Genomic DNA, 12,785 nt, shown 5'->3' on the forward strand with positions numbered 1-12,785 from the left:
CCCCTATCACTCCGTTTCTCTTAACATTTTTTCTATGTGTTCGCGAAGCCATGGCCTCAGATTGGCTCTCTTGTTCGCTTCAGAAAGAATCGATGTTATAAATCCTCTATGGTTTCCAATGTCATGCCATTGTCCCTTTACCTCACAGGCAAAAATGGCTTCGATTTCGTTCAACGTAATCAGTGCGTCCGTTAATTGAATTTCTTTTCCTACGCCGGCTTTTTGAGTGGCCAATACCTCGAAAATCTGAGGTGTCAAAATGTAACGACCCAGGATGGCCAAATTAGACGGCGACATGGGAATAGCTGGTTTCTCAATTAGGTTTAATACACTATGAAAACCTTCATTCAGGGCTTTAGCCTCTATAATTCCATACTCCGAAACGAACTGATCCTCGACTTCCTGTACACCAATAATTGACCTTTGATATCGATTATAGTAATGAATTAATTGTGCTAATGCAGGCGTTTCGGCATCAAAAAACGTATCACCCAATAACACGGCAAAGGGTTCATTTCCAACGAAAGAGCGGGCGCACCAAATAGCATGTCCTAGCCCGAGCGGCTCGGTTTGGCGAATGTAGTGAAGGTTGGCTAGCTGGGTTGGCTCCTGCACACGCCCTAGGAGATCAAACTTTTCTCGCGCTCTTAGATAGCTCTCCAATTCGAAAGCGGTATCGAAATGATCTTCGATTGCTTTCTTCCCTTTCCCAGTCACGATGATGATGTCTTCAATGCCTGAAGCTACCGCTTCTTCTACGATAAATTGAATGGTTGGTTTATCTATGATAGGCAGCATTTCCTTGGGCATAGCTTTGGTCGCCGGTAGGAATCGCGTGCCCAGACCTGCTGCAGGTATGATCGCTTTTCGAATCTTCAAACATATCACCATCTCTCATGTAAAATAACAAAGCTTTACGTTTAAAATATGCAAACCAGTTTGGAATGCCACGGACATCTATCTTTTTCACTCAAAATATACTGGTTAAAACAGGTCATAGGCACACGATAAACTTTCAGTTATGATGAGGGTGTGAACATGATCAACTGACAGAAAGGAACAACCACCATGACGATGACATCATTCACGAAAGTGTTACTTGGTTGCGCCAGTCTCTTATTCACGTTGACCTTAGGGACTCAGACGATGGAAGCAAGGGAGAGTCAATTTACTAGAAATGGAACAGGGCCCCTCTATTGGAGCACTTATGAATATCAATACACACGTAATGCACCTATGAACGAGGCAGAATGGAAGAAAAACATTGATTGGATTGCAAGCGATTACAAAGCATCGGGCTATGACATGATAGCCTCCGACGGTTGGATTGAAGGTGCTCAGCTCACAAATGAGAACGGTTACATTTTATCCCACAATGATAACTGGCAGCACGACTGGGCGTATTGGTCTACCTACATTCAAAATAAAGGCATGAAGCTCGGTGTTTACTACAACCCTTTGTGGGTAACGCGGAGCGCCGCGGCAGATCCAACGAAAACAATCGTCGGAACGAACTACAAAATTAGTGAAATTGCCAGCTCCGCAGATAAATTTAATGATGATTTGTATTGGGTAGATGTTACGAAACCCGGCGCCAAGGCGTATATTCAAGGCTATGTGAATTACTTCAAGCAGCTAGGTGTTCCTTACCTGCGAATTGACTTTCTTTCTTGGTATGAAACCGGAACAGATAAAGGCAAGACGATTGGGGTTAATCATGGCTCCGAGAACTATCAGACGGCTCTAAAGTGGATGCAGGAAGCAGCCGGCGATGATATGGAATTAAGTCTCGTCATGCCTCATTTGAACAATCATGCTGCTGGCGAACTGCCATATGGTGATATGGTCCGAATTAATGAAGACCTCGCCCATGGCGGTTGGGAAAACTTGAGTGGTCAACGTCAAAATTGGGTGAACAGCTGGTCGCAGTGGGCCAATCCGTTCCAAGGATTTACAGGATTTTCCGACATCGCTGGCCGCGGTTCCAATATGATTCTGGATGGGGATTTTATCCGCATGAATACTTTCAAAACGGATGAAGAGCGCAAAAGCATCATTCAATTATTCACCATGGCAGGGTCACCTATTGCGATAACCGATCAGTATTCCACGATTGGCAATTCCGGCAGCTTTTACAAAAACAAGAACATGCTTGAGCTCCATAATCAAGGATTCGTAGGCAAACCTTACTATAATAATGGGAAATCATTTAGCAGCGATCCGGCGGCAAGGAATTCAGAAAAATGGCTTGGACAACTACCAGACGGCAGCTGGGTGGTCGGGTTATTTAATCGGTCAGATGGTACAGCCACTCGTTCGGTCAATTATCTGAAAGATTTGGGACTTACTGAATCAGCGAATACGACCGAGCTTTGGACAGGAACTAGCCTTGGGAAGCTTAGTGCCTACAGCCCGAACCTTGTGAAACATGCATCAAAGGTTGTCAAAATTGAACCTGAAGGCACGAAGGTCAATTATGCTGCTGAGGTTGCCACTTGGATGGGCGGTACGCATTTTAACAATAATTATGCCGGTTATCAAGGGTTTGGTTTTGTGGATGGTTTGGGATTGACGGGGGCGAAAATCGTCTATGCTGTCCAGGCAGCTGAGGAAGGTGACTATGCGCTCACCTATCGTTATGCGAGTGCGTCAGGGATGAAGAGCTCTCTTCATGTAAGCGCAACTAATGATAAGGGAGTTGTGGTTCAACCTTCGCGGGTCGTTTCATTTGGTTCAACTTCAGCTTGGCAGACATGGAAGAACCAAGATGATCGTATCCATTTGAAAAAAGGTGTAAATCTGATTACTTTAGAACACACGGCCTCAGATACGGGTGAGGTTCACTTGGATGGTCTTGTGCTCGACAAGAATCGATTATCCGACATTGACTATTCGCTCCTTCAAAATGGGGATTTTGAAAGCGGTGACATTCGAGGTTGGTCGGAATGGCATCCAACAGGTCAGACAGCAAAGTACGGCGTTGATTCCTATGATGCGTATAAAGGTAAATACAAGCTCTATTTCTGGGACACCAAAGCCTATAAGCAAAGCATTCATCAGAAATTAACCGGTCTTCCGAATGGATCTTATACCGTCAGCGCATGGGTCAAAGAGACGTTATATGGAAATAAGCCAACGACAGTCCGGATGGAGCTTAGTGAGTATGGTGCAAAGGCACTATACAAGAACATTATTCCTAGCAAAGGTTATCAACGCGTTCAAGCAACCGTTAACGTAACGAATGGCAGCTTGGATATCGGATTCTATGTGGATTCACCGGGTTTAACTTCTTTGCAAATCGATCAAGTATCGATTGAGAAGATGGACTGATTGAGCAGGAATAAAAAGGAGCTCGCCAGCTGTAGACTGGCCTGAGCTCCTTTACATATTACTATTAAAACACAAGACCTACTTTTTATACGGGTTGTCCCTGATAAGCTTTTACCTGTAAGGGAGCATTGAGGAAATTTCCAGCTTTACCAACGAAAGAAGTGAAGTGATCACTAGCATTATGACTGGCAATTGCTGCTTGATCTTGCCAAACTTCAACCATGGTAAACTTATTTTCTACTTCTGTATCTTTGAGCAAATCGTATGAAATATTACCATCTTCAGCTCTCGAGGCAGCTATTAATGGTTGAATCTCGTTGAGAAAGGCTTCGTGTTTGGCTGGATAAACATTGAATTCTGCATGAATAATAATCATTGGACGTTAGTCCTCCATTCTTCGATTAAGTAGTGACTAGCTCCATTGCGTAATGGCATCGATAGGCAGACGTACGGATTTATGACCGCTATCCTGTGCTTTACCAATTGAAATAAGCATTACTGGAATATAACGATTTTTATCTAAGCCAAAAGCTTCGGCAATTTTATCTTTATCAAAGCCACCGATTGGATTTGTATCATAACCATGAGCGCGCGCTACAAGCATTAGCTGCATAGACACAAGTCCAGCATCAATAAGGACTGTTTCTTTATTTACAACCGGATCAAGTGCTGCGAAGTGTGGTTTAATTTTAGCTAGTGTCATTTCTTTTACCTCTAAAGGCATATAACCCAACTCGACCGCCTTGCCGAAAATTTCATCGGCATAATCCGAATTGTTTAAATCACCAAATACAGCAATCACAGCTGATGATGTTTCGACTTGAACCTGGTTAAATTTAGCAAGTGGCGCAAGTGTTGCTTTACCTTCGGCACTTTCGATAACAACGAATCGCCAAGGCTGCATATTTACGGAAGAAGGCGCGAGTGTTGCTTCTTTCAGGATGTCAGTCATCTCTTCACGACTAATTTTGACGGATGGATTATACTTTTTTATAGAACGGCGTCCAGTTATAATTTCTTTAAAATCGTTCGTGATTACGGTGTTATTCATTGGTCATTTCCCCTTCAATATTGGCTAATATTCGTTAACATGCGTTGGAGCATATCAGAGAGCTTATTGCATTCTTCTTCGTTAAAATCTTTAAGCATCTGAGTAATGAATTGTGCTTTTTCTTCTTTAAAGGAAATGATTTCTGTTCGTCCATGATCGGTAAGACGTACGAGCGTGACCCGATTATCGCCAGGATTCATACGCCGTGAAACCATTCCGCTTGCTTCAAGTTGTTTTAAATGCCGTGTAACGGCTGCGCTGTCAATGTTAACCTCTTTTTGAAGCGTTGTTTGACTAATTTCATCCACCTGATAAAGCTGATGTAAAAGACGAAGCCGCGACGGGCTAATACCCGTACAACGTTCAAATTTAGTGCTTATTTGTTTATTAAGGCTAAGAAATTTATCAAATAAACCAGTTTCGTTGACATAGGATTGGGTCAAAATATACCTCCTTGGAGTCTGTCGATTCATTTTGCCTCCTCATAACTGGTGCGCATACTCCAAAATTCGACTTTAGAGTCGTTCAGCTTTCGTTAGGGGGAATGGGTTATAGTGGTACCAATCAATGTTGTAATTTATACAACAATTCACACGCTAAAAGGTTAATTGGCCAGTTGAAGTTGCAGTTTGTACAACATTTCGAACCCATTTGTTGCGAAATGGCCTATATAGGACCAAATTGTTGTACATAATGCAACAACTAATGGAAATAGGCGAGATTTAGCTAGTAATTGTTGCAGTTTCTACAACATCAAATTCAACCGAAACTAGGGTTTCATTCATCTGGTAACCTAACGCGAGAATAGGATTTATTCCTCCGAACTACCCGGTGCCATAACCTAAACTAGGGATTCATTCATCTGATATAAGCATATATGACGATGATTCCGGTTTAAGTCACCTCGAAATGGATCAACAAATCGAGGTATCTCTTGTCCATTCATCAATTACAAATTGTTGATACGTCAATTGTTGATGCATCAATCATTGATATATCAATTAATATAGAGGAACTCAGTTAAAACTTCAAGTGTTTCGTAAAATTAAGCCTTAGTAAATTGTGGAATTCTGCTTCACTGCTTACTTTCTATTGTGATGAATTGCCTGGTTTCCGGCCCTATATTGGATTAGAATGGTCAGTTCTCCCGAATTGAATTCACACCAAAACAAATACCCCGCCAATTGTGACATTTATCACGCTTGGCTGGGGTTATATGTGGTATTCATCACCCTGCTGGGGTTATTTATTACTCATCACTATTACTGGAGTATATGTGCTGCTTGCCACTCATAACTAGAATCCTACATCCTACTTCGATTGGGTTTCTATAGTCAGCCAATTACTAGCGAAGATAACGCATAAGCGGCTGGATATTTTGCTTCTTTATACAGTCTACGACCAACTTGGCAATGACAATACCGCCTCTTTCCTGGAAGTGAGTATTGTCCTCTGCGCCTTTGGGGAAGTTAGGGAACTCACCGGGCCACGCCCACATGAACAATGATTTCGTTTCCTCCGGACCTAGTGCCTCAAACAATTGCCTGCTCTCTTCAGCCAAATCGATCAGAGGAACGTTCTCTTCCTCGGCGAGCTGCTTCATCGAGGTGATATAGTCACCATGCGTATCTATGATTTTACCGGCAGTGTCAAAAAATCTTCGCTGCACAGGCGTTACTAGAATCGGGACAGCTCCCCGCAATCTGGCCTCTTGTAAGTAGATGTTCAAATACTCTTTATACGTTGTAAAAGGGGATGTTGCCCGCTCTGCATCCAGCTTCTGATCGTTATGTCCAAACTGAATGAACAGGTAGTCATTCGCATTCATCTGGTCAAGGATGGGGACCAGGCGTCCTTCCTCCAAAAAGCTTTTGGAGCTGCGGCCTGAAACCGCATAGTTGGCTACAGCGGCGTCCGCTTTGATAAAAAGCGGCAGCATTTGTCCCCAACCTGTGTACGGATAGCCATCCTGCGGTTGATCGGTTACGGTGGAATCACCGACGATATACAAGTTTGCAGCTTGCGGCGCCGAGGTAATTTCTAAAGCATTTATTCGCGGGGCGACGCCAGAGAATGCCAATCTCAGCTGTCCATCTGCCACATGAACGGTAAAGCTGCTAGTAACAAACTCTCCTGCTGCCGTTAGAACATCGGCCAATACAAGTCTTCCAGGCCCCACCTTCAATCCTGTGCATGTTGCAGTTATCAGGTCTCCCATAAGTGTCTGAACCGTATAACTGCCATTCGGCACATCCACTACGAAGACAGCATCAACTGGAATGCAGAAATCTTGACGAAGCGCCGCGGGACGCCCACGATCTCGTTCAAACACCGTTGAACCATCCAGAAAGCCGTAGCCCATTCTTTCATTGTAATTTGTTTGACCGCTAATTCTTGTGTACCCTTCTTTCAAATAGCTTGAACTCTGATCTGGACCAAAATCGAACCTGAACTGTACGCTCATAAACGCCTACCACCTACCAGTCTTTGCGATTAAGCAAGGATGCTAAGAAAGTAAGCCCTAACCCTTGTCCCCAGCCTTGAATCCGTTTGTAAGGAACCCCTTTGTAACCGTCAATGTCTCTCATTACCGCTGTCCCAGCTGAAACATGGGTTACTGTCCCATCTTCCGTGATGCATGAAAGTATGCCTTGAATTGATTTGTTCGTATATTTGTTGTAAAGAGGACCTGAACTGATAAGCGCAGCCGCGATACCAGCAGAACCGCTCGTTTCCAAATAAGCATCCTTATCCGTCAAGACGGTATGCCAGAGTCCACTCTCATCTTGCAAGCGGACAAGTGCGCTCAATTGATCACGCAGCGAGCCCTCGAGAATCATAAATGAAGGATGCGTCACATGCACCAGTCTCAGCGCACGTGCCATCGTGATCGCTGCCCAAGCATTGCCGCGGGCCCAGAATATGCTCGACATATGATTTTGCGCTATATGATCCCAGCCGTGGTAGTAGAGATTAGTTGTCATATCTTGCAAGTAATTCTCGTGACCGTGATATTGTTTTAACCCATCTTCGAAATAATCGTCACGCTTTAGTACGGAACCAATCCGCAGGAGGAAGTAACCTGCCATGAACATGGTATCCACCCATGCCTGCTGCGGAAAGTTATAGGTTTCCGAGTTCACCGTGTGCTGGAAAATGCCTTCTCCGAAACGCTCAGCCTCATGCTGAAGGAATTCAGCCATTTGTGAGGCAATATCGATATACCGATCTTCACCGGTCTCTTTGTACAGTGTCAACAAGGAGTGTCCAATCGAGATCCCGTTGACAGATAACTTAGGCAAGCCATCCTCCAGCTTCTCATCGATCCAATCCTTCAGCAGCTGCAGATATTCCTCCTTGCCCGTCGCTTCATAGGCTTCGGTTACGCCATAGAAGGCTACGCCACCCGGCCAATCCCAATTAAAGTCCATCCGGAACGTTCTATGAACAACACGGTCAATAACCTTGCGAATTTCATCTGGATCAAATTGTAAGGCTGGCATCTTTTCATTTCCTCCCTGTAGTTGGCTATTTTCTATGTTTATATTCATCTTTACCTATCCCTTCAAACCGCTCGTCGATATCCCGTCAACAATGTACTTCTGGAATATGATGAAAACAACGAAAATCGGGACAAGGGATAACGTTGACATGGCAAACATGCCGCCCCAGTTATTCAATGACTCACTATCCAAGAAAAGCTTCAATGCTAAGGAAACCGGATATTGACTCGGATTGTTCAAATAAAGCAGCGGCGTATAGAAATCATCCCATCTCCAATAGAAGGAGAAGATCGCCGAAGTCACGAGTGCCGGAACAATTAAAGGTACGATAATTTTGTAAAAGATGCTGTACTTGCTGCAGCCGTCCATTTTCGCGGCTTCATCCAATTCTGGGGGAATCGTACGAATAAACTGCATGATCAAGAAGATGAAGAACGGAATCCCAAAGAACTGAGGGACAATAATCGGTTTAAAACTGGATAACCAGCCTATTTTGGCAAATAAAATATATTGAGAAATAATCGTTACGTCTTGGGGGAGCAGCAAAGTAAGCATAACCGCTGAAAACCAGAATTTGCTTCCGGCAAAACGAATCCGGGCAAATCCATATCCTACTAAAGCGGAGGAAACTACCGCTCCTATCGTCGAGAGAATAACAATAATGAAGGAATTTTTCATGAATGTAGCAAACGTATTGCCGGCAAAACCTTTCCAACCCGACACATAATTGTTCCACTCGAGCCGACTTGGGATCAGACTGGTAGCTGTTGTGTATATTTCATCATTCGGCTTCAGTGAGCTGGCGACCAGCCACAAGATCGGATAAATCGCCGTAATCGCAATGGTACAAACAATGAGATGATACAGCAGCGTTTTCACATTTTTGACTCGTAAAACCATGGTCTACCCCTCCTAGCTTTCGTAATGAACCCAATATTTCGATGTTTTGAAAATCACTAAGGTAATGAGTCCGATCAGGATCAGCATGAACCAAGCCATCGCTGAAGCGTAACCCATTTCGAAGAATACGAATGCTCGATGGAATAAATAGAGCGAATACAGCAAGGTATTGTTTAGCGGCCCACCCTCTCCATTTGAAATGATGTAGGCCGGGGTAAAGGTCAAGAAGCCTGAAATCGTTTGCAGGATTAAATTAAAAAGAATAATTGGGCTTAACAAAGGCAGTGTGATGTGGAAAAATTTGCGAATCGGTCCAGCACCGTCTACACTTGCGGCCTCGTAATAGGTCCCCGGGATATTTTTAAGACCGGCAAGAAAAATCAGCATGGAGGAACCAAATTGCCAAACCGACAGCAGTACTAACGTTCCAAGCGCCGTTGCCGGGAAGCCAATCCAAGATGTACTGGTGTGGATGCCGATATTTCCTAGAAAAGCATTGATTAGTCCCTTATCACCGAATATTTGCCGCCACATAATGGAAACCGCTACGCTGCCGCCAATCAATGACGGTAAGTAATACGTGGCTCTGTATAAGCCAATTCCTTTTACCGCGCGGTTCAGAAGCATGGCGACGAGCAATGCAATAATGAGTCGCAGGGGAACGGACGTAAGTACATAAGTCAGCGTCACTCGGATCGAGTCCATGATTTTGTCGTCATCTGTGAACATTTTCTCGTAATTAGAGAGTCCCACCCATCGTGGAGCGGAAAGCAGATCGTACTCCGTAAATGAAAAGTACAGTGATGAAAACATCGGAAACAGCGTGAAGATCAGAAAACCCAGGATAAAAGGTGATATAAACACATAACCGACTATGTGATCATTTTCACGTAGTTTCATAGTTCCACTCCCTTACATTCGTCAATGTCTATTTATTTAGGGAGGGCGGCCTGCATGAAGCTGCCCTTTTCCCCCTTTGTAAAGCTGCTCAAAAAGTTCTTATTTCTTATTTTTGGCAAGAATTGCGTTGGCATCGTTCATAAATCTGGCTGCGGCCTCTTCCACCGAGAGCTTCCTGTACAAGATTTGCTCTTGCATATCCCGAAGCAGCTTGCTTACTTCTGCAGCCCCTGGCGGATCCGGTGGATCCATAACACTGCTGTTCTGCTGCGCCCAAGCGACGTAATCATAGACTTTCTGATCAGCCTCTGTTAGTAGGGGTTTCAGACCTTCTTTAACAGCAGCCGAAATCGGAATCCCGCGGTCACCATTTATGAGCTTATTCGCTTCCATATCATTAATAAACCAAGAAATAAATTTAGCTGCTTCCGTTTTCTGCCTTGAGCTTTTCGAAATCGAGAACAGCATGGTTGGCTTCAGATAAAGTCCTTGCTTCCCATTTGGACCCGGCAGCCCTATCATGCTCAATGACTTCTTAGCGGCTTCCTGCAGAGTAACGAATTGATTGGACCACGCCATTGTCATGAAACCATCACCGAGTACAACCGGATTCTCCTCCGGTGTCAATTTGGTTAAAGATTCTTTATCCCAGTTTCGCATGTAGCCGGCATCGTACCATTTGAGATACATCGTAAAGTAATCTATAAAATATTGGGGATCGCTATAACCAAGACTCGTACCATCCGAGCTAAAATAGTGCTGATTTTGCGTACGCAAGTAGTAAGGAAAGAACTGATCGAAACGCATATGATCGAGCACTTTGCCTTGTCCTTTCATACGCTTGGCAATTCGCTCCAGATCAGACCAAGTCCAGTTCACAGGAATCGAAGCGATACCGGCCTGCTTCAGCAGGGCTGCATCAAATGTCGCTCCCATCGCATTCACCCCTAGAGGAATACCATAAAGCTTGCCGTCAATTCGTCCAGAGTCTATCGTTTCCGCTGAAGCTGAACGAACATCAATCGTTCCGTTAGTCGTAAGCTCATCTAAATCTTCCAGCTGATTCTTCGAGCTATATTGATTTAAGTACGAGATATCCATCTGGATAATATCCGGCAGTTGGTTGGCCGCGGCTTGCGGAGCTAGTTTTTTCCAAAAATCATCGAAGCCGGCATATTCTGTATCGATCTTCACGCCTGGATTCTGCTGTTGGTACAACTCTATCAGCTTCAAGGTGTAGTCATGTCTGGCTTGACCGCCCCACCAAGCGATTCGAAGCTTAACGTCATGCTTGCTTTCACTTTTCGCTGTTTCTATCGTTCTTGATTTCCCAGTTCCCCCATTCGCTGATTGCTGACTCGAGCTGCATCCAATTACGGTTAACAACAACATGACTAGGAGCAGGACTGGTATTGGTATGCGTTTCATAGTTAGCTTCCCCCTATGAGTCTCCTGCGCTCCACACTTCTTATTATCAGCTTGGAAGAGCGAAAGTTGAATCTAATTTACCGCGATAAATGTTCAAAAAACAGTGAAAACAAGGTTTAAAGCGTCAACTTCTTATACTCGGAAGGAGCGCAGCCTGCAATCTTTTTAAACACTTGGGAGAAGTATTGCGGATTGTCGCCAAAACCCAGTTGTTCCGCTAGTTCGAACATTTTAACATCATCATTATGTCTAATCATCTCCATTGCTTTCTTAATCCTAACGGTGACCACATAGTTAGAGAACCGTTCTCCTGTCTCTTTCTTGAACAATTTCCCCAGATAATCCGGGTTCATATACAGCATCTGATGGGCTACCCAATTGAGAGAAAGTTCAGTGTTGGCTAGCTCCACATTAATAATATCAATAACCTTCTGAACGACTTGCGAATGTTTATTTTTATTTTGTTCGAAGTTAATAAGTGAGATTTCGGATGCGATTTGCTTCAGCAAATGGATGCTCGCTTGCAGGGTCTCCAGTTGAGATATTTGACCGATTAGCCCCATGTAATGATTCATTTGCTCTTCCGCACATAGTCGCGTCATGGAAATAAATATTTGAATAACATACGACTTGGTCGTCTGAATATCGAGTCGGGAATTGGCCAGTTGATCGTGAAACGCTTCAATGCTCACTTCAGCTTCCTCCCAATTGCCCGCCCTTATCGGGAACAGAATCCGATCTTCGTCATAGACGAAATCAGCTTTGCTCAATACGGCGGAATCCAGGATATCACGCATCGTAATCAGTCCGCCTTCACCGAGATAAAAGCGATGCCCTAAACAATCGAGCGCTTGCAGATAAAGACGCCTCGCCTCTACGATATCACCCGATTCACTTAAGGCAACAGTCGTGTCAATTTTGTAATAGAGCATAAAAATGCGCCGTATTTCTTTAATTTGCTCTTGTAATCGCTCCATATCTTCGTGATCCTCAATCATAATTAGAATTTGCTCGGCAATGGTTGAACTTAGCAAAGGTTCATCGAGAATGTCCTCAGCAATATTTTTCACGGCAAAAAGATGCTCATATTCGAACTTGTCTTCCAGACGGAAAAGCAATAAGCGCACTTTCTTTCCGCTAACCTGCAGCCCAAATAAATCCTGATAATAATCCCAATCTCGACTTCCATACGACTTGTTCGTCACGAATTCCTTCAGAAACTGTTCCTTCACATGGGGCAGTACCTTCCGCAAATTCGCCTTCATCGACTGAATAAAGCCTTCCTTGCTCTCTTCCTGCTTGTATTCCGCCGCAATTTCGCTTAAGGCCTTCAGAATGCTGTTCTCGTTGCATGGCTTTAGTAAATAATGCTTCACCCCATATTGCATGGCGATTTGGGCATATTCAAATTCATCGAATCCAGAAAGCATAATGAACCGGATGTGCGGATGGGTTTCTTTTACTCGGGCCACAAGCCCGAGTCCATCCATACCAGGCATGCGAATATCACTAATAATAATGTCAGGTGTATGTTCACACACGAAGGCGTAGGCTTCAACACCATTTCGCGCTGTTCCAATTAACTGTGTATCCACCGATTGCCAGTCCACAATGGCAGAAATACCCTCAAGAATCATCCGTTCATCATCAACTAACAGCACTTTATACATAAG

At 44.1% G+C, this 12,785-nt stretch carries 11 protein-coding genes; 1 reads left to right on the forward strand and 10 read right to left on the reverse strand.

Annotation, left to right across the window (positions count from 1 at the left end):
• Positions 1–6 precede the first annotated feature (6 nt).
• Positions 7–879 (reverse strand): UTP--glucose-1-phosphate uridylyltransferase GalU, encoded by an 873-nt coding sequence (galU, locus tag ASG85_RS03015; RefSeq protein ID WP_060645319.1) that lies wholly within the window; start codon positions 877–879, stop codon positions 7–9.
• A 189-nt stretch (positions 880–1,068) separates the two neighbouring features.
• Between galU and ASG85_RS03020 the strand changes: the two genes are divergently transcribed.
• Complete coding sequence (locus ASG85_RS03020) at positions 1,069–3,330, forward strand: carbohydrate-binding protein (protein ID WP_060645320.1); 2,262 nt, start codon at positions 1,069–1,071, stop codon at positions 3,328–3,330.
• An 85-nt stretch (positions 3,331–3,415) separates the two neighbouring features.
• Here the strand turns inward: ASG85_RS03020 and ASG85_RS03025 are convergent, their stop codons facing one another.
• The 9 genes from ASG85_RS03025 to ASG85_RS03065 form a co-directional block, all read right to left on the reverse strand.
• A complete protein-coding gene (locus tag ASG85_RS03025; RefSeq protein ID WP_057303174.1) occupies positions 3,416–3,706 on the reverse strand; it encodes a putative quinol monooxygenase in 291 nt (96 codons plus the stop codon).
• A gap of 36 nt (positions 3,707–3,742) precedes the next feature.
• Entirely contained in the window at positions 3,743–4,381 is a 639-nt protein-coding gene (locus ASG85_RS03030; RefSeq protein WP_057303175.1) for a nitroreductase family protein, read from the reverse strand.
• Between the two features lie 14 nt (positions 4,382–4,395).
• Positions 4,396–4,854 (reverse strand): MarR family winged helix-turn-helix transcriptional regulator, encoded by a 459-nt coding sequence (locus ASG85_RS03035; protein ID WP_082587944.1) that lies wholly within the window; start codon positions 4,852–4,854, stop codon positions 4,396–4,398.
• A gap of 872 nt (positions 4,855–5,726) precedes the next feature.
• A complete protein-coding gene (locus ASG85_RS03040) occupies positions 5,727–6,845 on the reverse strand; it encodes a rhamnogalacturonan acetylesterase (protein ID WP_060645321.1) in 1,119 nt (372 codons plus the stop codon).
• 13 nt (positions 6,846–6,858) lie between these two features.
• Entirely contained in the window at positions 6,859–7,884 is a 1,026-nt protein-coding gene (locus ASG85_RS03045) for a glycoside hydrolase family 88 protein (protein ID WP_060645322.1), read from the reverse strand.
• Between the two features lie 54 nt (positions 7,885–7,938).
• A complete protein-coding gene (locus tag ASG85_RS03050; RefSeq protein WP_060645323.1) occupies positions 7,939–8,784 on the reverse strand; it encodes a carbohydrate ABC transporter permease in 846 nt (281 codons plus the stop codon).
• A gap of 12 nt (positions 8,785–8,796) precedes the next feature.
• Positions 8,797–9,684: a carbohydrate ABC transporter permease gene (locus tag ASG85_RS03055; RefSeq protein ID WP_060645324.1), complete on the reverse strand. Its 888-nt coding sequence runs from the start codon at positions 9,682–9,684 to the stop codon at positions 8,797–8,799.
• A gap of 99 nt (positions 9,685–9,783) precedes the next feature.
• Positions 9,784–11,112 carry an ABC transporter substrate-binding protein gene (locus ASG85_RS03060; protein ID WP_060645325.1) on the reverse strand — a complete coding sequence of 443 codons (1,329 nt, stop codon included), beginning with the start codon at positions 11,110–11,112 and terminating at the stop codon, positions 9,784–9,786.
• 116 nt (positions 11,113–11,228) lie between these two features.
• Positions 11,229–12,782, reverse strand: a complete 1,554-nt coding sequence (locus ASG85_RS03065; RefSeq protein WP_060645326.1) for a response regulator — start codon at positions 12,780–12,782, stop codon at positions 11,229–11,231.
• Positions 12,783–12,785: the final 3 nt, after the last annotated feature.

Source organism: Paenibacillus sp. Soil724D2 (genome assembly GCF_001427935.1).
Classification (GTDB): domain Bacteria; phylum Bacillota; class Bacilli; order Paenibacillales; family NBRC-103111; genus Paenibacillus_E.

Bases quoted from the DNA above. Each gene is read 5' to 3' on its own strand.
- ASG85_RS03020 (WP_060645320.1), top strand. From the start codon at position 1,069: ATGACGATGACATCATTCACGAAAGTGTTACTTGGTTGCGCCAGTCTC.
- ASG85_RS03025 (WP_057303174.1), bottom strand. From the start codon at position 3,706: ATGATTATTATTCATGCAGAATTCAATGTTTATCCAGCCAAACACGAA.
- ASG85_RS03030 (WP_057303175.1), bottom strand. From the start codon at position 4,381: ATGAATAACACCGTAATCACGAACGATTTTAAAGAAATTATAACTGGA.
- ASG85_RS03035 (WP_082587944.1), bottom strand. From the start codon at position 4,854: ATGAATCGACAGACTCCAAGGAGGTATATTTTGACCCAATCCTATGTC.
- ASG85_RS03040 (WP_060645321.1), bottom strand. From the start codon at position 6,845: ATGAGCGTACAGTTCAGGTTCGATTTTGGTCCAGATCAGAGTTCAAGC.
- ASG85_RS03045 (WP_060645322.1), bottom strand. From the start codon at position 7,884: ATGCCAGCCTTACAATTTGATCCAGATGAAATTCGCAAGGTTATTGAC.
- ASG85_RS03050 (WP_060645323.1), bottom strand. From the start codon at position 8,784: ATGGTTTTACGAGTCAAAAATGTGAAAACGCTGCTGTATCATCTCATT.
- ASG85_RS03055 (WP_060645324.1), bottom strand. From the start codon at position 9,684: ATGAAACTACGTGAAAATGATCACATAGTCGGTTATGTGTTTATATCA.
- ASG85_RS03060 (WP_060645325.1), bottom strand. From the start codon at position 11,112: ATGAAACGCATACCAATACCAGTCCTGCTCCTAGTCATGTTGTTGTTA.
- ASG85_RS03065 (WP_060645326.1), bottom strand. From the start codon at position 12,782: ATGTATAAAGTGCTGTTAGTTGATGATGAACGGATGATTCTTGAGGGT.